We start from the raw sequence: 21,212 nt of genomic DNA on the forward strand, positions 1-21,212 counted from the left end.
ATTATGCCAGACTGCATCATAGGCGTTAGCCGGATCAGGAAATACATTTTCAATCCATCCCGCTCGCCCCTCCTCCATCTGCGGGAGCAATTCGAGGCTCCAATGAAGCTGGCCGGAGAAAATCCCTCTAAACTCCGTCGGCGGCTCTAAACCATCAGGCAAAAACCAGCGAAAGCTGAAATTTCCAGAAAACTCTAGCAGCACCTCTTTAAAATGCTGCGGCAGTACTAACCCTAATGTCTGCTCAGCCAGTGTAATTTCATCCGCTGTAGCCGGACGATCCACCGTCACTTCAGGAACATCGCCGCCCAACTGCCGTATTTTCGCTGCGGTAGAATCTATTCTGCTTCTTACTGCTGCGTAATCCAATTTGTTCACCCTTTTCTGATTAGTAAGTATATATCCATTATAATAGTGAATCTTCTAGTTTTTGTAAATATTCCAAATTACTAAACGAATCTCTTGCTATAACTTTTCGTCTTAAATTCGAAATCCAGTGCAGCATTTGTTTAGACTGTGACCTCATTTAATCTCGTTAATATTTATTGATATTAATTATATTCTAATCAATAGACTTGCACTCTTTTCCCAGTTGACACCTATCTTTTTGTGAAGTCAATTTTTATTTAATGGTATTAATGGTTTTCTGGTTGAAGTGTTTAGTGTTTGCCTTTCGCTTCAGGCGATTCCTTCCCTATGATTCCACACGGAATTCAGCGGCCAAGTCGATAGACCCTTCGATTCCATCTGCGCTAATAGTTTTGACTACACGATAAAGGCCGGAATCGAGCCCCCCGATTAGCACCGCCTGCTCATAATTTTGACCGGGAGCAATTACAATGCCTATATCCGGAAAGACCGTCTCCTCAGGAAATGGAACAACCCGCCACTCCGTGCCTACCTTCTTTTCAAGAGTATAATATGTCCCGAGCGTAAGTACTGTTGGTCCGGCGTTGTAAAGGGTGACATCGGCATGGCTTTGCCCGCTGTAGCTATCCTGTGAAGCGTGCCAGCTAGCATTAACCTCCGGGGCCGGCACGTAAATGGCTCTGCCCATCGTATCCTCCGCTTTATCCTGTTCATCCAAAATCTCGATGGTAAGCAAATATGCGGCATTTTCGCTATCAGGCAATTTGCTGGAGTATAGAGTTTCCTGCTGCTTTACAGTTGAGATCGTTACGATATGTTCATCCAATTGAATTGGTTCATCTTTACTTGCTTCCCAAGAGGTCAGCCGAACCCTGGCTCTACGGTTGACCAGCACATCATCGGATGGTGCGCTAACCGATACGGAAATTTCATCTCCGGCTCTCATTGTCCCCCCAGAAATACTGTAACCCAGCTTCCCTTCACCGTTGTAAAGGAACCATAGCCCGCTTGGAGGGGCATATCCACCAAGCTCCAGGACACTATCCGGAGATTCGAACATCCAATTCTCCTGAGGTTGAACGATATCCACATGCCCGATCTGTCCGGGAAGCTCCCCATGACCCTCGGACCATTCTGTTTCGCTAAGATTGCGGTTAGGTGCTTCCTGGACATTTTCCGAGCACCCTGCAGTCATCAGCATTAAAAATGTACACAGCGCTGTGAGCAGCTGCTTTATTTTCATATCCTCTACCTGCCTTTTCTAGTTTAGCCTGATGGCCGATCTTGCTCTAAGGCTCTAGACGTGTCGTTTGGAAAAAAGTTGCTGTTCCAAATTTGTAAACCAGAATTTTTGACTCAAATAAATGCAAAAAGCACCCGGAAATCACCTAGGATATCGGTGTTCGGGATACTTTACATATAAAGCGTGTATTCTTTTTAAAAAGTAGAATTTCCTAAATACAGCATAGCTGCTATTAAAAGTCTATTTGTTTACTTTTTTTTCAAAAGCGGAGAACGGGTCGCTAATTGTCACCTTTTGTGCTTCAGCGTCACTCGTGCCCGCATACAAATCGGCCGTTCCGTCGGCTTTGCGGACAAGTCCCCCGCTGAATACAACATCGGCCAGATCAGGACGTTTGGCAGGACCATCCACAAAATTACCTCTTTCAGCGATAATTTCGAGATTGGAGTAAGTGCGGGTGGCCGGATCGAATACGAAGATCATTGGATAATAATGCCGATCTCCATGTTCATCAAAACGGGCAATATGACCGAGAACTCCCAAAAAGCCGTTAGTGAGCAGATGAATTTCGTTGCCGCCTCCCCACTCTTCTTCGGAGAATTGCCCCTCCAGAAGCGGAGCCTGATTAATGATTTCCTGCGATAAATCCTCCAATCGGTCTATTTGGGTGTACCCGATCTTGCCGCGCCCGCCCTTCTCGCCTTGGGGACGGGTAAACACACCAATCGTACCATCCTGCTGCTCAACAAGCCGCAGGTCTTTCATTTGGTCCGGTCCGCTGAAGAAAGGCTTGAGATCGGCGACACAGCTTCCCCGGTAAAGGACGGTGCGCCAGCTAAGCTTGCCTGCCTTTTCAGGATGGGGGAACGTCTCGACCCCGCCAAAAACAAGCTCACCGGATATCCTTGTGAAAAACGGGTCCTGCAGCCTGAAGACAGGCGCCCCTTCTCTAGCCACCCAATTTCCGCCACGCTCGGCAAAGAAATAAATCTCAGACTGCTCACTGTCGCGATCCTCCACGCGTCCGGCCAGTACCATTTCGCCTTCATCTTCAAACGGCGCGGCAATATTGTACACATCCCTGGTACCGACCCCGGAAAACAACAGCTTCTGGGCTCCATACGGGCGTGCCTCCTTGCTGCGGAAAGCCTCCAGCAAATCATTGCAAGATAACCAGCCCCGATTAACTAATTTATCCATGGCTGCTGCTCCTCCCTTCTATTATTTTGTCTGATCTGCTCCAGCAAATCGGAAAGCTCGAACGTAACCCCGGCCACTAACTCATCTGAAGCCCCGTAATACATTCTTACCTGCCCCCATTGATAACAGCGCCGCAAGCAAATACGACTCGTCCGAAGAAGCCGTTCATTTCGCGGGAGCTTCAGGAACAAGAATTGGCTCCTCCAACCGCGCAATAACCCGTTCCGGATGCTGTAGATCGAGAAGTACGGCGGCTCCCATTCAGTAGCGGTTGGAATGATCCGCCCCATGATATATAATAAACCAGTCTTTCATGAGAAATCTCGGGTAATCGTACCTCAATCACATAACTTGCTTCAAAATTTCGTCTGAACCACTAACTGCAGCTCCTTAATAGCTTAAAGCCCATTCATATAAGACACTCTTCTATCCGTTTTTAGGCTCAATTATTCTTTTATACCCGTAAATAATCCCCTCAATGAAATAGTGCTGTGCTGCAAAAAACAATACAATTACCGGTAAGCTATCAATATACGAAGAAAAAAATCAAACCGACCGTCCACCATCCGTGCAGACCATCGGTTTGATTGCGTCTGAATTTACCTTCTCTATGCAAAACTTCTTTGGCAAAATCTATTTGGCCATCGAAAGTGAAGCCCACCGTCACGGCATTAATCTCTTGATCCAGTCCATTACTCCTGCAGCAGAGACTCCCTTACCCTGCCATCCTTTATTGAGCAGCAAAAGATAGACGGTCTTCTGATCCTTTCCCATATCAATACACCGTAAAGGCCGGCTCCGGCATTTGTTCATTATGCCTGTAGCCGGCTTTCCGGTCGGTTTAAAATTTATTCGTTCTTTCTTCCAATATTTGTTAAATACATTAGTTGTTTATCCGCAGCAGCACCTTTGCCACGCTGCCTGGATCGTTCGTCAGCTTTTCAAACCAAAATTGACCTTCCTTCAAAGGCGCTTCCACCAGCCAGGGCTCCAATCGCTTGGGGCCGAATGCCTCATCCCATTGCAGCGCTTGCCGGAAATCGTCCGGCGTGTAGGCGAAAGCCCCTTTCAGCACCGTTTCATTACGGATAATCTCATTAATAGGCAGCGAACTGTCAGCGGAATGGAGACCTGAGAAGACAACCCTGCCTCCAGGCCTAGTGCTTTGCACACAAAGCCTGCGGGTAACTTCAAGCCCGACAGCGTCTACGCTGGCAGTAAACCCTCTGTCTGGCATAAATCTGGAGAGTTCTTCTTCACCTGACACCGCGATCCCGCCCAAAGCCTCGACCATCTTCAACCGTTCCGCTGCTATTTCCTGTACGACAATGTGTTTAACCCCCCACTTTTGTGCCGCCAGAAGGGTGAACAAGCCAATGGGGCCGGCGCCAACGATTAGCAGAGAATCGCTACCCTTAAGCTCAGCCTGGGAAACAATATGTACAGCACACGCTAACGGCTCCATCATCGCTGCTACTTCCAGAGACATGCCTTCCGGCAGCTTATGCGTCTGGCTAGCGGGCACTCGAACATAATCAGCATAAGCGCCGGGCAAATGAGCACCTAGCAGCTTGCGTTCATGGCAAAGATGAGACCGGGCCTCTTGGCAGTCATCACAAACCTGGCATGAGCTCAAAGGATTCGCTGTTACACGATCCCCTATCTCGAGCCCATCGACAGCCGCACCTTTGTCAGCAATTACGCCGGAAAATTCGTGACCCATAATGAGCGGTGGCACCCGCAGTGAATTTTTGCCATAGTACCCGCTTAGCTCCGAGCCGCATATTCCCGCGAAGCTTACTTTTACCAACACATCCTGTTCCCCGATTACTGGCATCTCCACTTCTCTCATATGCAGTTGCCGCGGGCCTTCATACATGAGTGCTTGCATAGTCCTATTCAAATGAATGGTTCCCCTTTCCACCTTGAAAGCTGCAGAGCGCTATGGAATGGTTACTCAACACCGCACCATTCCATCATCATCAAGCTGTACCAATGAATGAGCTGCAAATAATCATCAACATGTATAAACTCGTCAGCCGCATGGGCATTGCCGCCGCTTGGGCCCCATACGATAACCGGAATCTCACTATACTGCTCAAACATAAAGGCATCGCACGCAAATGGAGCACCTTTAACTGCAAGCTGCTGCGGAGCGGCAGCCTGAACGACTTGTACTGCCGTCTCAATTAAAGGATGCCCGGGCGCCAAGCTCGTTCCCGGAAGAAAACGAATTAATCTCTCGAATTGCGGCGGGAATTGCTTCAGCAGTTCATCCTCTGCTGCTTGTTCCAGGCAAAATCCGGTGAAATCTTGATATAGCTCCTTTTCACTGGTTCCCGGATAGCATTGAATCCACACATCTATCGAGCATTGATTCGGCGTGCGGTCGCTTAACGGCAGAGAGACATCGCCCGCTTTCATCCCTTGCAAATAGCTGGTCAATCCGGGACCGTCCTTGTACCACGGGTTAAGACTCGCTTTCATGCTGTGTGCTCGGTCATACTGCCGGAAAATTTCGATAAATCTGGCAGCGGCAAATACCGGATTGGTTACTATTTCTCCGCTGAAATTTCTCCCGCCTGTGCCGGCAAACCTGATTCTCAGCATGATTCCTCCCTGGGTTGCCGGGCATATGACCAAATTGGATGGCTCGGGTATAATGGCCGCGTCTGCGTGATGCCCTCTCAAACGGCTGGCCAGAGTACCATTCGCTCCGCCATATTCTTCATCGACGACCGTTTCGATTACAACATCGCCCTTAAGCGGTATTCCGAGCTCAACCAGACCCCTTAATGCGAATAAGGAAGCTGCGATGCCCGCCTTCATATCGAAGATCCCAAGGCCATACTGCTTGCCCTCTTTAATCACACCAGAGAGAGGATCGACCGTCCAGGTCTCTTCCTTATTTAGAGGTACGGTATCCACATGACCGGAGAATAGAAGGGATTTTCCGCCGCCAGAGCCTTTTCTGCGTCCTACAACGTTAGGCCGGTCCTGATAATTTCTGCCTTCCAAATAGGCTGGGTGGGCAGTCAATTCCCGCACATCCGTGGGCAGAAACATATCCGTACCACAGCCAAGCTTGCGCAAATAATCAGCTACATACTGCTGAACCTGCCATTCTTCTCCATGAGGCACGCGATTGATACTCCGAAGGGATACGAGCGAGCGGGTTAATTCCAGTGCTTCTTCACGGTGTTCGGAAATCCAGGTCTGCAAACGTTCACTCCAATTGGGATTCATCAGGCTGCAACCTCCTTTATAATGGAGCTTACTTTCTTAAGTTCAACGAATATCAATACCAAATCAATGCTAATAAAATGCAGAGAGCTTACGTCTCTCTCAGGCTCTACTCCTGACAGATCTGCCCTCCGTCCACGACAAGCTCCGTACCTGTAATGAACGAAGCTTCGTCAGAAGCGAGAAAAGAAACGGCATTCGCCACTTCATCCACCTTTCCCCATCGTCCTAACGGTATTTTCTCGAGATAAGCCGCAATCTCCTGATCGCTCATGCCACCCTCTGATGCCAGCTCGGTACGAATGAAGCCGGGGCAGACGCAGTTTGAACGAATTTGGTAGGGCGCAAGCTCGATAGCCATCGTTTTGGACATAAGGATAATTGCAGCTTTGCTGGCGTTATAGTGAGCAAGCCCCGCCTCACCTAGAAGTCCGTTGGTGGAAGCCAGGTGAACAATACTGCCCTTTTGCTGCTCTGCCATATGCTTGGCTGCAACCTGGGAAAAGATAAAGCCTCCCGTTACATTGATGTCCAGAGTGCGCTGCCACTGCCTATCATCGATCGAGAGAAAAGGCTGGAAGACAGCTACGCCGGCATTGTTAACAAGGATATCGATCGGGCCCGATCGTTGGACAATTCCATGCACAAAAGCTTCTACCTGCTCCCGTTGGGTAACATCGACGACCTGGCCATCGACAGTTCCTATTGATGCAAGCTCCGCTGCGGTTTGCTGCAACAAAGCCCCGTTGACATCGCACAAATGCACCTGGGCTCCTTCCTGCAGCATTTTCCGCGCTATTGCTTTGCCGATACCGCGTGCCGAACCGGTTACAATAGCGCGCTTTCCCTTCAATTTCATTGCCTCACCTCTTCATCAAGGTATTGAGTAAATGTATGTATATGAGCCAATCTTGGTTGCGCTTACATTACTTATTATAGCGAAGTCAGGCTGCAAACACCATGGATAAACCTCTGCTGAATATTAAAAGTGCCCCAGGCTGGCGCCGACAACTCTGCCTCTTATTATAGCTTCAAGTGTTATAGATAGCGATAATCGGAAAATGCAGCAGCTTGCCCATAGTAATTTCCCTCTTCGTCAAGCAAATTCCACACGGTGGCTTTCAATATGGAGAAGCGTTTTCCCGTGCTGGATATGCGGACCCCGGTGTAGTCTCCCACCCATCCGTTTTTTGTTACGAGTTCAAAAAAACGTTCCCGCTCCTTCCGCTCCAAAGGCTCCGCCGTTAGTCTGGACGGCATGGCAGTAAACTGCTCCCACTCCATCTCCCATAACTGCCGGGCCATGCGGTTTCCGTAATTCAGAACAGGGTCCTCCTCTGTCCCATGAGACAGGACGGCGAGCGGCGCCTCCTCCAATTGATGGAGAGCGCTTCTTTCCGGTTCCAGCGGTATTAAATCCAGCCCGGTCCAATGCTTGTAACTTTTAAGCAGAAGCCGAGCATGACGCTCTAAAGAAGAAGAGCCAGACCCTTGCAGCGCGTTCTTCATTATTTACTCTCCCCCTATCCTATTACCAGCCTCAAGCTAACTCGATTGACTTGCGGGCTGGGGTAACTGTACAGAATGATATTGCAATCCTGTTTATCGCAATCTGCAATTCGTGCTTGATGCATCGCACCTTATTATATAACAAATATCGTAAGCCAGGTAATTCCAATAGAAACAAAGACCCGGCTCTGTTCGTGCGAACAGAGTCAGGTCTTTGATGAGGAACGGAATGACTAACTACCATGCCGCCTCGTTGCGCCAAAATGGATGGCGGCCACCCTGCAGCTCTTTTCACTGCCCGGGAGTATCCCGAACAAACCGAGCAGTGTCTGCAGGTTAGTCATCAAGATGTAAGAGGCTGTCTCTTTATTTTAAAATTTCTTCGATCCGTTCCAGTACGTCTTCGCTGAGCTTGATGCCGGAAGCTTTGGCGTTCTCCTTTACCTGTTCCGGACGGCTGGCGCCGACGAGTGCGCTAGCCACGTTGTCCTGACGCAGAATCCAGGCCAATGCTAAGCTGCCGACGGAAATGCCGAGCTCGGCAGCAATGCCTTCGAGCTGCTTCACTTGAGCAATTTTTTCTTCCGTAATGCCCTTGCGCACCCATTCCAGCTTAGCGGCACGGCTGTCCTGCGGAATATCGGATACGGAAGTGTATTTTCCGGTCAATAGGCCTTGAGCCAGAGGAGAGAAAACGACTTGGCCGATGCCGGAGCGTTCGCTCACTGGAATGACTTCTTTTTCAATGTAGCGGTTAAACATGTTGTATACCGGTTGGTTAACTACAATTCGATCCAGTAAGTAACGATCCGCGAGGCCTACCGCTTCCGCTATTTGCGAAGCCTGCCATTCGCTCACACCAGCGTAAAGCACCTTGCCTTGACGAATCAAATCATCGATCGCGCGCAGCGTCTCGTAGATTGGCGTCTCCGGATCATAACGATGGCAGTAGTAAATATCGATATAATCATGACCAAGACGCTTCAGGCTTGCATGGGCTTGCTCCATTACGTGCTTGCGCGATAAACCGCGGTCGTTGGGACCGTCGCCCATCGGCCAGAATACTTTTGTGGCAAGCACATAAGAGTCGCGCGGGTAATCTTTAAGCACTCTGCCTACAAGCTCTTCGGCCGCCCCGCGCTCGTACACGTTGGCCGTGTCAAAAAAATTGATGCCGAGCTCGTAAGCCGTTTTGATCGATTGTTCCGCATTTTCCCGCTCGACATAACCTCCGTAGGTAAGCCAGCTTCCAAGGCTGATTTCACTAACCTTCAATCCGCTTCCGCCCAATCTTCTATACTCCATTGCTCTTCATCCTCCTTGTTTTTAATATCTGTCATTTTCATTCTATAAAACTTCATATACAATTTGAAGAAGTAAAATTACTTTCACTTAATTATAGCAAATATATCTACTATACATTGTATTGTTAAGCTCAAGGAGGATGTCCGCCGATGGCTACGGCCAAAAAGACGAGCAATTACATTCCTAAGACACCTAAGCATATTGAGTGCAATATTGAGAAAACGCTGGAAGTGCTGGGAGGAAAATGGGCTTTTCTCATCACGTTTTTCGTGAAGATAGCAGCAACAGCAACAAGCTTATCTATGCAGATAAGCTTGCAGGTTAATGTCCAGTAACATTGGGGGACTTCCCGTTCTGCTTTCATGTTTGTTACAAAACAGCTTTATAGCATGGTATTCCAAATTGCACAGGGGCTTCTCTCGCCCGGGGATCGTCTTCAGCGAGCGGAACCCAGACGACTGTTCCTTGCAACGCCTGCTCGACTGTCGGCTTGAGGTTTTCGTCCAAACCCGTAACTTTCATTTTCCGGCGAGCTCTCTCCCAATCGTTAATCTGTTGACAAGTCCAAAACTCAAAACCGCGTTGCTTTGCTTCCTTGACTACTTTGCGCAGTGCAGCTGCCACCTGCTCGCTTCTTTGAATATGCACCTGATGGAATAAGAAATGAGCCACCCCTTGCACCCTCATTGTTTGCTCAAGAAAAGGAGCAATAACACTAGTGTCTGCCAGCAGGCTATGATCCAAATCTTGTGTCAAAAAACCGATCTCCAAAACATCGTATAAGCGATTGCGGTCTGTGTACCAGGCAACCGGAAAATACGGATGGCAGGTTCCAAACAGAAAGCCGACATTCCCTTTCTTACTAGGTCCGCGGGTTTGATCTGCGGCAATCTGATTCTCTTCACAAAATTCAAACAGCTCGCCCCACTCTTCAAAACGGGTATAGTGGTTCTTGTTGGATACAACTTCTTTCAAGTTTGCAGCTTCTTTCAACCATTCCAGCTGTTCGGCAAAAGCCTGCGCCCCCCATTCCCCATCCTGCGCTGTCAATGCATTGTAGTGGAAGGCCAGTTCATGACCGGCTTCCTTCACCCGATCATAGATTGGAGCGCTATATCCCGGCTTTATCATACACCAGGTAGAATTAATGCCGCATTCCGCCAGCACCTCCAGCGTAGCTTCAGCATAAATATCCTGATTTTGATCGCTGTCATGCGAGATCATAGCAATATAATCAGTTCCGTCAGGCCAATAGCCGATAAAAGGCAGCGTCAGCCCCTTCTCCGTTACTCTTCTTAACAAATGCCCAAGAATAACTTCACGCCACAAGTCAGCATAAGGATGGGCAAAGTATGGCTGGCCTGTTTCAGTCGCAGCCCGATCGAGCTCCCAATCCATCATACAGCGGTCATCTGCTTTTAAGATTCCGTCATTCACCGCTCCGCTTCCATCAGGGGCAGGCACTCCATCCTTGAGCACAGGCCGATCACCTTGCTGGAGGGCAACAATAGTGTAGGGGATATCGACAGACCAGCGGTCAACCCAGCCTTTCCCCGCTTTGATCTGCAGTAAGGCTGGGGCAAACTCCGCCTGTTCAGGACTTAAATGATGCAGACTTCCTTGCGAAGTTATGCCGCTGTTATCCTGGGCTATGGTCCACGGCTGGGCTTTTAAATAGCGCAGCGGTCTTGAATCGGCAAACGATGAAGGAAGTGTGGCATAACCTACAGAAGCTTCAGGCGCAAGATAACACCCTAAAGCTTCCGCGAGCTGGCCAATACCGCCGTATGCGATTACCGTTCCCCCAGCTTGTGCAAAGGACAGTAAGGGCTCCATAGTTTCTGCAGATTCCCGGCAAGCTGCTACGATCACGGTATCATACTGCTCTTTGTTAAGCTGCTCAGCACTGGATAACCGGGTATAGGCCATACCAGCATGGGAGAGAATTTCTTCCAAATAAACACCAAAAACATTAAAGCCATAAGACCATTCTTGCTCTAATTGCTGCTTCTCAATTAAAAGCCCGATTTTTGCCATTTTCATTTGCGAGGCTCCCCTTTTCTATTTGATTTGACCATGGATCTGACTTTGGATGATAGATTTCGTATCTTCGCATAGTGAAATAGCCGCTGCGCATATATTAGGCCATACATAACACAACGATCGGCGAACAGTGAATCTAAAACCCGGGTCGGAAGAACCGGACTTGAAAAACGTCAGAGTTCCGTTATTGCCCAAAATGTTCTAACTTGTATGTAATATTGTGTATGCAGAAAACAAAAATTAGTAAATAAAAGCTTATTTATGATACAGGTTATATACAAGTAACTACTCCTTTAACATTACCCCGATCGTTCCTTACTGTCAAGACCCTATTTAACTACCCCATTTCACAACAACTTTGTGAACCCCCTTCACCCAGCACTATTAAAGGAAGAATAACAGCTTCTTCCTTTAATCATCGTACAAAACCCCAGGAATGCTGTAATATCAACATTCCTGGGGTTTTAGTTTCGATTCAATGTACTCGAAATACTTTCTGGAAAGCCCGGTAAGCTTAGGTCTCCCTACCCTCCAGCAGCCAGCCCGGGCGCTCGTGATAAGACAAGTCAGTCTATAGTCTATAAGAAGGAATTCTTGATTAGCCGGCGTGATGCTGCTTCTGTTTGTCGGCTTGAGCTTTTTCCAGCATTCTTACAGCTTGATTGGCTGCCGCCATGAAGGCTTCGACGACCGCTTGGATGACATCCTGGTTGATGCCGGTACCCCTGTAACGCGATGCTCCGGCAGCAATGGTGACGGTCGCTTCCCCAAACGCTTTTTCTTCATTGCCCATGGAGTGCAGCTCAAGATTTTCGAATTTGATCTCCACAGGCATCGCTTGTTTAATTCCGTTGATTACCGCTTCTACTGGACCTTCTCCGATAGCAGAATAGGTCCGCTCCGTACCGGAATGCCGGTCTGCGACAGTAACGGAAGCCACCCTGCTGCGCTTAAAGCCGGTGATCACCTGAAAATCAGTAATCTCATAACGATCAATCGCGCGATCTACCGTTTTACCCACCATTTCAATCAATTCTGCATCTGTTACAGTTTTTTGCCCATCGGCTTTCTGTTTGAACTTAGTATACACATCTTCAAGCTGGTCTTCCGTTAAAGCTACACCCAGCTCCATCGCCCGGTGTTTTATCGCATGCCGGCCCGAATGCTTGCCCAGCACAATCATGTGGCGGGGAATTCCCAGCTGTTCCGGGTCCATGATTTCATACGTGCTGCGGTTTTTCAGCAGACCATCCTGATGAATACCTGCTTCGTGCTGGAAAGCATTGCGTCCAACGACCGGCTTGTTGACTGCAAGAGGGATATGCATAATATGGCTGACAAGCTGGGAGGTTGCATACAGCTGCTCTAATTGAATATTTGTGCCGACATTCAGTGCAGGACCTTTTGTTTCAATGGCCATGACCAGTTCTTCCAGCGATGTATTTCCCGCTCGTTCTCCGATGCCGTTCACCGATACTTCCACATGAGTCGCCCCCGCCTGAACAGCTGCCAGACTGTTGGCAACAGCCAGACCCAAATCGTTATGACAGTGAGCGCTGTATTCTACGCTTTTGCCTCCCCTAACATGCTGCTGCACATTGCGGAACAGCTGGCCGTATTCCTCAGGCAAGGCATACCCTACAGTATCCGGTATATTGATAATCGTGGCCCCTTCTTCAATAACCGCCTCCACAACCTCATATAGAAATTCCATACCTGTGCGGGTTGCGTCCATAGGAGAAAACTCTATGCGCTCTATAAACTGTTTGGCATAAGCAATCATTTCCCTTGCCAGCTGTACCACCTGCTGACGGGATTTGCGCAGCTGAAAGTCCAGATGAATGTCGGAGGAGGACAAAAACATATGCAGCCGCCGGCGGGATGCGTCTTCTGTTGCTTTAAGTGCAGAGTCGATATCCTGTTTTACCGCTCGTGCAAAGCCGCAAATTTCTACATTTTGCAGCTCACGTGAAATCGTTTGTACCGCTGTAAATTCACCGGGACTGGAAATCGGAAAACCCGGCTCGATCGTATCAACTCCCAGTTTCGCCAGTTGCCTTGCGATTATGATCTTTTCCTCCGGGTTCAGGGAAGCGCCCGGCGCTTGCTCGCCGTCTCTTAAGGTCGTATCAAATATGTGAATTTTTCGCGTTGATACTGGATTAGCAAACATGCTGTCTTGTACTTTGTCGTTTGTATTCATAAGTTCTCCTCCTGGCTGGTTGTAGTTTATTGGATCCCCTCCCCTTATTAACGAGGACGGGCTTAATGGTTTGGCCTAAATGTCAGGATAGTCGCGATAGTCGCGAAAGAAGGATGTTAAATTTAACTCTTAAGCAACTTTCGCAAATTGCCGCGTACGGCTTATTCTTCGGATTAGATAACGGTGTGCACCCCGGTTCTCATCTCCTTAGAATACCGAAAGCAACCAAAAAAGCCTGACGTCTCCGGTTAAGAGACGTCAGGCTGCAGCCTGCGCGGTACCACTCTTGTTGACTTGGGGTAACCAAGTCCGCTCACAGCCGAACTGGGCGCATGTGGTCGAGACTCCTTCATGCAGCGAAACACATCATCATGCTCCCAGTGTAAGGTGCGGAGCTATTGCATCTTGCCAGCGGCGCACCGATTTCGGCTTTCCTGTTAACGGAGGATCCCGTATAGACCTAATCTTCTGAATATCCCCATTCAGGATAACCTTGCCCTTTAACCCGATTAGAAATGGCTCAAGAGGGTCGTTCGGCCTATCCGCTCCTGGGCGAGTTCAGGGTCCCGTTCGGCTGCGTTGCACCATCCCGCAGCTCTCTGATTTCCCGGCACTTCCTTACTACTCCCACTCCAAGCGTTTGTCACATGTCCTATGGATTCAGTTTGTACAGAGATATTCCCCATTGGGAAAGCTACCCGCGTTAAGCTAATCAAAAAAAGCCTGTCATCTCCATTAAAAGAGACGACAAGCTTGTGCTCGCGCGGTACCACTCTTGTTGGTCCCTAGCATCAGGACCCACCTCGATGACTGCCAGTGAGTTGATCAGACTCTTGTGCAGTCTTTCCTGATCACGGAGGATTCCGTCAAAATCTACTATTGATGGCAGCAGTGGCGACCATCCGGTTCGATTCTACCGCTCCCGGGCGAGCTTCAGGCTTACTTCGGCTGCGTTGCACCATCCCGCAGCTCTCTGATTTCCCGTTTCACCTTACTGTTCCCGTTCATAGCGTTTAAGTATTAAGATTTGCTACTCATTATAATACCCATATTGTGGTCTGTCAAACCCAAAAATATTTTCGCAGTTCAAATAAGAAAGCTAACTCGCCATTAGTACTGCTCATCCTTTATGATAAGCCCCAATAAATTCGCAAAAATATGAGCTTGATTGCGATCAATGATACAGCCCTTTAAGTTCTCGATATCAACACCTATCGTGTGAAAGAGACAGGTGCTAATATCCACACCTTCGAGCCTGGTTCCGGAAAGCTGCGCGCGGTCCAGCACGCATTCACTAAAGGAAACATTGGAAAATTGAGCCTCGTACCAGTCAGCACTGTTCAGCATGCAGCCCTCATAGCTGATATGCTTCAAATCCGCAAACCGAAAGTTAGCGAAGTCTGCCACACAGCGGTCAAACTTCACATGCCGGAGGGTGCCTCCCGACCAATCGGCACCAATAAGCTTGCATTCGCGGAACAGGGTGCGATGAAAGATAGTATCGTTCCACTGGACATTCGATAAATCGCAATGATGAAATTCGCAATCTGCCATCTCCAGCTTGGACCATTCAATCCGCTCAAAGGTTACATGACTGAACTTGACCTGCTCAAAAGAAACCCTATCCAGCAGCAGATCGCTTAAAGCTGCATGTTCAATATGACAGCCGCGGACGATGGCTTCCGGCTCCAGGCTGTCCAATGCCGGAACATTAGAGTCCAATACTTTAGGCATCTTGGGAGCGATAATCTTGGGTTTACGCGGTTTATTGGGTTTATCTGATTTATCTGGTTTATCGAGTTTGCTTGGCTTGTTCGGTTTATCACCTTGATTTTGCTTGTTGAAGAGGACTCCCTCCCATACCTTTATCAAATAACAGCATAAGAACCAATCTCTTTGACAAGCGGAGAGTCCCTTAAGGAAGCACAACAAAGTTTGTTGGAAGCTTCCGTTCCCGTCCGTCGGAAGGGCTGTTCAACAGCTTGCCGTTGTAATAAAATGCGCTGGAACCCCCTCCATCGAGTGTATATGCGTCACGAACTTTAAACTCCAGGAGCTTGTCCTGCGCCTCTTCCAGAGTAACTCCCTCGCTATAGCCTTTTTGCCGGCCATCAATGACGATAAATAATAAATCACCGTTTGAAAAATGACCGATTAGCGTACGCGGCTCTTTTTTATTCTTCCATTTGCTTGGAATAGGCAGCTTTTCCCCGTCTTTAAGCAGTGAAGGAACGAATGTTGCTCCCTGCATGACGTTCAGATCATAGATTTGCTGACGGGTTGTAATATCTCCGCCTACTAATTTGCCTTCTTTATCAAAACCGATAAAGCTTAAGTCTGTGCTGTAAAAGGTTTTGATTTCCCCATCGACAACCGTAATCCCTAACGGATATAACAGTCCATCCTGTCTGGCAAAGCCGCCGCCATTAATAGCCAGTACGGCACCTTTACGCTGGCCTGCTTCACTGGTCGTCTCGCCGGTATCCCCCACTTTATCATTGGAGAGCACCAGTTTTACCGCATTCGGATCATGCAGCTTGACCTTAGCCATATACCCGCTATAACCGGCTTCTTTAAGTGAGAACACTTTGACGGTAGACCGTTCGCCAAAGGATTGTCCCACTGGATCACCGAGCATGCTGCTTAACACCTGATCCAGCGCATCTTCGGTTGCCTTCGTATGATTCTGGCTGTCCGCCACAAGCTGCTCTATCACCTGGCGCTGAGCTTCATCCGTGGCACTTTGGCTCGTAGCCGACGCGATCAAGGCGGCCAAAGACTGCCGGCTTTCGCTTAAATAGCCTGAACTGATTGCGGTAGCCATATCCATGGCCTGGTAGTTATCTTCAATATCGGTCAGATCCTTTCTGATCTGTTCCAGCGTTTCTTTAGGCTGCTCCAGTGCAAGAGAGGTTTCGGCATAGGATGCAGGCAGCGGATTATAAAACCAAAATGTGGCAAAAAACGCCGTAACCATCGATACAAAAACGAGCATAACCATATTTAGCTTAGTACGCACGAGCCGCTTCCTCCAGCTTAGCAATAGAGCCGCGGAGCGTCTCCAACTGCCGGCTTAGTTCACTAATCCGCTCATTCAAGGCCTGTCTAGTCTGATCTGAAGAATTTAATGTGCTCCCCGCTAAAGAAAGCTCTTCCTTTACGATCTCCAGATCATTCTGTACGGTTGAAAACTGCAGTTGCAGCTCAGCCAGGCTCTCCTTATGCTCTCCCAACTGCGTGTGCAAATCCAGGACCGTCTTATTTAGAGCTTCTGCACTGGTTTGGATTTGGACCAGCTGCTGCTGAAGACCTGTAATATACTGCTGGGCAAGAAAATAGCTGCCGCCGACCAACAAGCCCCACAACACGATCGGTACGGTCCATACGACCCAGCGCGGCATAGGCTTTCTGGCTTCTTTTGCCGGCTGCTGCGCTTCAGAGCTCTCGGTATTGGCAGGCATATACGATAAATCTTTCATGATTTCTCTTAAATCCTTTCTGTAAAAGATTCTGGCTGTCTGTGGTTATCTCTATCAACCTTATTGATACATACGTCGAATGATAGCAAATGTTGCTGAAAAAAACAAAAAAGTAGAGAAGCAGTTCCGAGGTTAAGAACTGTTCTCTACATCGTTGAAGCTTTATTTAATCCTCATTACGCTCCGGCTGTATAGACAGTATAGGCTTTATTTTTGCTTATCTTGTTGTACTGACTTTAATGGAGCATACGAAATCCCATTTGCAGCATGAACGGGTGTATTTAATTTTTAGGCTTCATCGATGGCTTCATCGAATCCAACAAATCCTGGTGATTATATTCGAGCACATGAAGTCTGCCTTCCTCCGGAAACCACAGGAAATAGGCAAAAGATTCCCCGTCTGCATGCTCCTTCTTATAAAAGCGGTAAGGTTTATCCAGCATATCACTTAAGGTTGTTAAATTTTTGGAGGCTTCCTCCTCCAATTCATAATTGTCACGCAATGATTGAATATACTCTCTTACCTGCTGCTCATTGTCGGTCGTACGGTCTGACCAGGCCACAGATTGGGAAACGAGGTTAATGCTAGCCGGGTCTTCATATTCTACAATCGTATAGTCGTCTCCTTCTCCCTGCAATCCGCCCCTGGCCGCCACCATCGGCTGTAGAGCGGAGGGCTCGGGAAGGGAGACCTCCCAATTCAGTTGTACCGTTTCTACAAAGGTCGGGAAGGAATAGCTTTTGTAGCTGTAAAGCTGAATGCCAAGCAGGATAACTACACCGGCTGCACTTGAAATAATTAACCACTTATTTTTTTTGGCCAAAGCGTACGTAACGAGGAAAACAAATCCGATTAACATAATCGCCCATAAAAATATAATCATAAATTCGTGTCCCTTTTTATGTTTTATTTTTACAAACCCATAAGTACAGTGCCTTATAGTATATTCGGCTTGTTTCCCTATTTTCCTGCCCCAGCCAAGAAAAACATCAGAACTGAATGCAGGCTTGACTAAGCTTTATAGTGAAGGTAAGCAAAGGTCAGTATAGATTCCGCCAGCATGCAATATGGATAATATACTAAACAGTCCTGTCAAGACCCCACGCTTTGGTATTTATTTACCCCCTGCGTCCATATTACCCAAGAAAGCAGCATAAGCAGAAGGCCAATTAATGGTGTCGCGAATTGAAATACAGGGTGGAACAATCCGGTACTTTCTTTAGCCAAGAAATATTGAGCCGGATAAAAGTTAACAAATGCATATGGAATCACAAACGTTAGAAAAATCTGTATCCATTTGTTATAAATTGTAATCGGGTAATCCAGAAAACCGCGAAAACCATAAATCATCGTGTCGGTAAAAGCATTGGATTTGACAAACCAGAAGCTCATCGCACCGGAAATAATTAAGAGAGCCCCTTGTATAAATACCCCGCCGGCAATTGCCAGCAAAAAGTATCCGCTGTTTAACCATGTCCAGCTAATGTCCAAATTCCGGAAGCAATAAATAAGAACTCCGCCGGAAAGCAGGATATGACCGATAAAATGCTGATTGAACTGTCTGCAGATCAAATGCACCATCGGATTTAACGGTTTAATCAGAATTCCGTCAAACTCGCCGTGCTGGACAGCATGCTGCAAATATCTCATTGGCGACCACAAAAACAAACTGCAAATTCCATAAGACATTAAATTAAGCGAATAAAGAAAGATGACCTCTTCGTAATTCCAACCCCCGATCGTTTCGAACCGGTTCATCACCATCCAAATTCCCAAGTAAGTGGAGCCGTATGTAGTGAACTGGATTAATATATCCATGAAAAAGGATAGGCGATATTCCACTAAGGTCTTGAAATAAACGATCAAAAAGTGACCGTACAGCTTGAATACGTGCATCCCATCATCCCCCTTGAATAACCAGTTTGGTAATTCCTTTTCTCCACATTAACCAGGTCACTGCACTGAGCAGACCCATCCACATAAATTGCTGGAGAATGAGCCCGACGGCCTCCGCAGTTTCTATTTTGCCCAGGAAGATGGATATAGGGGTAAAGAAGATTAAACGAAACGGCAAAAATGCGGAGAGATCCGCCAGCCAGCCGGGAAAGAACCATAATGGAATCCACGCGCCGGAGAAAACTTTTATCAGATCCCCCAATAAGCGAAAAAGATGGTAAATGCCAAGGTACCAAAATCCGATCAGACCCACAATATAAGATAGGATAAAGTTCAGCAAGAACCCGTTAAATAATGCAAACAAAAAGAGCAGCAGATTGGGCAGTGTCGGATATTGAAAAGGAAATACGATCAGCGTAATCAGGAAGAGGGGGAGCAGCTCGAATAGAATTCGTGAAATATTCCCTCCCACCGATTGAAATAATAGACAGAAGTGAAGATGAATCGGCTTCATTAGATCAACGGCAATTTCTCCTGAACGGATGCGATCGCCGATCTGAAATACTCCCTCTGTCGTAATAAATACGGATATGCAAGTACTAATGACCACATAAGTGATCATATCATCGAGATCGATCATCCCCATGCTCGTTTCCGTTTGCGTCGTATGATGGAACAGTGCTATCCACACGGCCACCTGCACAAACAGAGCCATAATGCGGCCAAACATACGCAGAAACACATCGGTTTTATAAGCCAGATTGGATTGAAAGGCATTAAGGAGAAAAGCATAATAAATCCGCATTTATTGTTCTCCCCCTATCCGATTTCGCGACTGGCTGCAGCAGCTGCAGGACCCAAATACATCTTGCGAATAATTTGCTCGATCTCTACAGGCTGAACAACAAAATCGGTGATTGTTATCCGTCCCATCAAAAACTTGAGGATAGCGGTTGAGTTGATGATTGTTTTATCGTAGTGCAGATTAAGAGTATGCCCGTCCTGCTCATACCGTTCAATGCCCATTGCGGCAAGCTCCGGAAGAAAGTCCAGCTCGTCCCCGGTTTCCACTGTCATCGTTTCACCGGTTCCATATACCTGTTTTAACTGGTTTAAGCTTCCATCATACATAATCGTTCCCTGATCGATGACAATGACTCGGGAACATAGCTTTTCGATATCGGACATATCATGTGTGGTCAGGATAACGGTCGTCTGCCGTTCTTTATTGACCTCCTTGATGAATTCGCGAATTTTTTCTTTAACCACGACGTCCAGACCGATTGTCGGCTCATCCAAGTACAAAATATCAGGGTTATGGAGCAAAGCCGCACACAAGTCTGCCCTCATCCGCTGACCAAGACTAAGCTGCCTTACTGCTGTATGCATAAAGCTCTGTATATCCAAAATATCGGTAAACATCTGCATGTTTTGATTAAATTGCTGGTCGGAAATTTTGTACATATATTTCATCATTCTGAATGACTCGGACACTGGAATGTCCCACCACAATTGTGTACGCTGGCCGAACACCACACCGATATTCCGCGTGTACTGCTTGCGGTTCTTGTAAGGAACGATTCCCCCCACCTCGACGATCCCGCTCGTTGGCACGAGGATCCCGGACAGCATTTTGATTGTCGTTGATTTGCCGGCCCCGTTCGGACCAATGTAGCCAACCACCTCCCCCTTGTCAATGGAAAAGGAAATCTGGTCTACAGCTGTTTTAGTAACATGCTTGCGGTTAAACAAATCTTTGATTGCACCGCCAAGTCCTTCTGATCGGACCTGTCTTTTGTACTGCTTGCTCAGCTTTTCTACCCGTATGAGCGTCAAAAGGACTCCTCCCTATATCTAGTAATTTGGAAAATAATATCATAATAGAACGGATTCCCTTATACGTCAATGGAGTTTTTAATTATAAATAACTTTCATTTTTTGTGAAAACGGGGAAAAGAATCGACAAAAAAATACAGGTTTTCTACTTCCATATAAAGTGATAAAATGGATATAATTTACTGAATATGGCTATCTCCTGCATTTCGGGTATGGGCAGCATAAGACATTCAAGCGGCAAAGATGTTTTAGGAGGATATAAAGCACGCATAGAGCTTGGCCATCTCTTTTTCATCAGAAAGAAGATTATATGACATAGGAAAGGATAGCTATGAAAAAGCGATACCGCGTTACCAAAGAAGATGTGAAACTAGCACTAGTGATTAGTTTTTTGTTTTTGGCTTTATTGGAGTCGTCATCTACTCGCATATCCCCCAGCACAAGGAACTCATTGTCGAATTACGGGCGGACAAGAATGATGTAGCGCTGGAGGAAACTGTCGAAATGAAGATAAACTTGGAGGTCCGGAGAAGAATGTTTGCAGGGGACCAGGTTGAGGGAACCCTTACGATCAATGACACGGAATATCCGGTTAAAAACTACTTTGCGACACTCAGAAAACCCGATCAGTTTAACTTGCTTGAATGGGTGAGCGCAAGGGAAATAACAAACAAGTGGAGATCGAAAACTTATTCGGTATCTGATCTTTGGTATAAACGAACAAATACGGGCAGCACCGATAAAATAACCTTTGATTTTGACCGCACGCTTAAGGTAATCCGCGGCAAATTAGTATCTGACGGCGACGAATGGACTTTTTATCCGCTGGAGGATCCCGCCTGAAGTTAAAAACCACCCTGCATCATTGCAGGGCGGCCCTTTTGA

Annotated in this window: 19 protein-coding genes, 1 pseudogene and 1 other annotated feature; of the genes and pseudogenes, 2 read left to right on the plus strand and 18 right to left on the minus strand. The window is 47.4% G+C overall.

Translation table 11 applies throughout. From position 1 onward, the window contains the following. The 9 genes from PSHG_RS30830 to PSHG_RS01650 all read right to left on the minus strand — a co-directional run. On the minus strand, positions 1-369 hold a 369-nt coding region (locus PSHG_RS30830), incomplete at its 3' end, for an SMI1/KNR4 family protein (RefSeq protein WP_010268458.1). A gap of 325 nt (positions 370-694) precedes the next feature. After that, complete coding sequence (locus PSHG_RS01605; RefSeq protein ID WP_010268461.1) at positions 695-1,612, minus strand: immunoglobulin-like domain-containing protein; 918 nt, start codon at positions 1,610-1,612, stop codon at positions 695-697. Positions 1,613-1,852: 240 nt separating this feature from the next. Continuing rightward, positions 1,853-2,812: an MTP-1 family protein gene (locus PSHG_RS01610; protein WP_010268463.1), complete on the minus strand. Its 960-nt coding sequence runs from the start codon at positions 2,810-2,812 to the stop codon at positions 1,853-1,855. Next, positions 2,800-3,003, minus strand: a complete 204-nt coding sequence (locus tag PSHG_RS30355) for a hypothetical protein (protein ID WP_148497606.1) — start codon at positions 3,001-3,003, stop codon at positions 2,800-2,802. Before PSHG_RS30355 ends, PSHG_RS01610 begins: the two co-directional genes overlap by 13 nt. A 692-nt stretch (positions 3,004-3,695) precedes the next feature. Then, entirely contained in the window at positions 3,696-4,715 is a 1,020-nt protein-coding gene (locus tag PSHG_RS01630; RefSeq protein WP_235782003.1) for a zinc-dependent alcohol dehydrogenase, read from the minus strand. Positions 4,716-4,765: 50 nt separating this feature from the next. Then, complete coding sequence (locus PSHG_RS01635) at positions 4,766-6,058, minus strand: M20/M25/M40 family metallo-hydrolase (RefSeq protein WP_010268468.1); 1,293 nt, start codon at positions 6,056-6,058, stop codon at positions 4,766-4,768. A 106-nt stretch (positions 6,059-6,164) separates the two neighbouring features. Then, positions 6,165-6,914 (minus strand): SDR family NAD(P)-dependent oxidoreductase, encoded by a 750-nt coding sequence (locus PSHG_RS01640; protein ID WP_010268471.1) that lies wholly within the window; start codon positions 6,912-6,914, stop codon positions 6,165-6,167. 179 nt (positions 6,915-7,093) lie between these two features. Further along, positions 7,094-7,564 (minus strand): MEKHLA domain-containing protein, encoded by a 471-nt coding sequence (locus PSHG_RS01645; protein ID WP_010268475.1) that lies wholly within the window; start codon positions 7,562-7,564, stop codon positions 7,094-7,096. A gap of 366 nt (positions 7,565-7,930) precedes the next feature. Then, on the minus strand, positions 7,931-8,869 hold the full coding sequence (locus tag PSHG_RS01650; protein WP_010268477.1) for an aldo/keto reductase family protein: 939 nt from the start codon (positions 8,867-8,869) through the stop codon (positions 7,931-7,933). 149 nt (positions 8,870-9,018) lie between these two features. On the opposite strand from PSHG_RS01650, the pseudogene PSHG_RS29800 reads away from it, so the two are divergent. Next, positions 9,019-9,129: pseudogene (locus PSHG_RS29800) on the plus strand (winged helix-turn-helix transcriptional regulator); the annotation flags it as partial. A 109-nt stretch (positions 9,130-9,238) separates the two neighbouring features. Here the strand turns inward: PSHG_RS29800 and PSHG_RS01660 are convergent. The 9 genes from PSHG_RS01660 to PSHG_RS01700 form a co-directional block, all read right to left on the minus strand. Continuing rightward, on the minus strand, positions 9,239-10,912 hold the full coding sequence (locus tag PSHG_RS01660; RefSeq protein WP_010268484.1) for a polysaccharide deacetylase family protein: 1,674 nt from the start codon (positions 10,910-10,912) through the stop codon (positions 9,239-9,241). Between the two features lie 598 nt (positions 10,913-11,510). After that, positions 11,511-13,115, minus strand: coding sequence for a 2-isopropylmalate synthase (locus tag PSHG_RS01665; protein WP_010268486.1), 1,605 nt, complete (start codon positions 13,113-13,115; stop codon positions 11,511-11,513). Between the two features lie 737 nt (positions 13,116-13,852). Then, positions 13,853-14,132 (minus strand) — a binding site (T-box leader). A 93-nt stretch (positions 14,133-14,225) separates the two neighbouring features. Beyond that, on the minus strand, positions 14,226-14,837 hold the full coding sequence (locus PSHG_RS26340) for a pentapeptide repeat-containing protein (RefSeq protein ID WP_157213420.1): 612 nt from the start codon (positions 14,835-14,837) through the stop codon (positions 14,226-14,228). A gap of 193 nt (positions 14,838-15,030) precedes the next feature. Beyond that, the gene (locus tag PSHG_RS01675; RefSeq protein ID WP_010268493.1) at positions 15,031-16,134 is read right to left on the minus strand and encodes a phosphodiester glycosidase family protein; all 1,104 of its coding nucleotides are present in this window, start codon (positions 16,132-16,134) and stop codon (positions 15,031-15,033) included. After that, a complete protein-coding gene (locus PSHG_RS29125; RefSeq protein ID WP_010268498.1) occupies positions 16,124-16,594 on the minus strand; it encodes a hypothetical protein in 471 nt (156 codons plus the stop codon). Before PSHG_RS29125 ends, PSHG_RS01675 begins: the two co-directional genes overlap by 11 nt. 281 nt (positions 16,595-16,875) lie before the next feature. Continuing rightward, positions 16,876-17,478 carry a hypothetical protein gene (locus PSHG_RS01685; RefSeq protein ID WP_010268503.1) on the minus strand — a complete coding sequence of 201 codons (603 nt, stop codon included), beginning with the start codon at positions 17,476-17,478 and terminating at the stop codon, positions 16,876-16,878. Positions 17,479-17,687: 209 nt separating this feature from the next. Further along, positions 17,688-18,491 carry an ABC transporter permease gene (locus tag PSHG_RS01690; RefSeq protein ID WP_010268505.1) on the minus strand — a complete coding sequence of 268 codons (804 nt, stop codon included), beginning with the start codon at positions 18,489-18,491 and terminating at the stop codon, positions 17,688-17,690. Between the two features lie 4 nt (positions 18,492-18,495). Further along, on the minus strand, positions 18,496-19,296 hold the full coding sequence (locus PSHG_RS01695) for an ABC transporter permease (protein WP_010268508.1): 801 nt from the start codon (positions 19,294-19,296) through the stop codon (positions 18,496-18,498). A 14-nt stretch (positions 19,297-19,310) separates the two neighbouring features. Continuing rightward, positions 19,311-20,327 carry an ABC transporter ATP-binding protein gene (locus PSHG_RS01700; protein ID WP_010268510.1) on the minus strand — a complete coding sequence of 339 codons (1,017 nt, stop codon included), beginning with the start codon at positions 20,325-20,327 and terminating at the stop codon, positions 19,311-19,313. Between the two features lie 504 nt (positions 20,328-20,831). Here PSHG_RS01700 and PSHG_RS01705 point away from each other — a divergent pair. Then, positions 20,832-21,170 carry a hypothetical protein gene (locus PSHG_RS01705; RefSeq protein ID WP_010268512.1) on the plus strand — a complete coding sequence of 113 codons (339 nt, stop codon included), beginning with the start codon at positions 20,832-20,834 and terminating at the stop codon, positions 21,168-21,170. Positions 21,171-21,212 lie beyond the last annotated feature (42 nt).

Origin of the sequence: Paenibacillus senegalensis JC66, from assembly GCF_000285515.1 — a bacterium.
GTDB classification, from domain to species: domain Bacteria; phylum Bacillota; class Bacilli; order Paenibacillales; family NBRC-103111; genus Paenibacillus_L; species Paenibacillus_L senegalensis.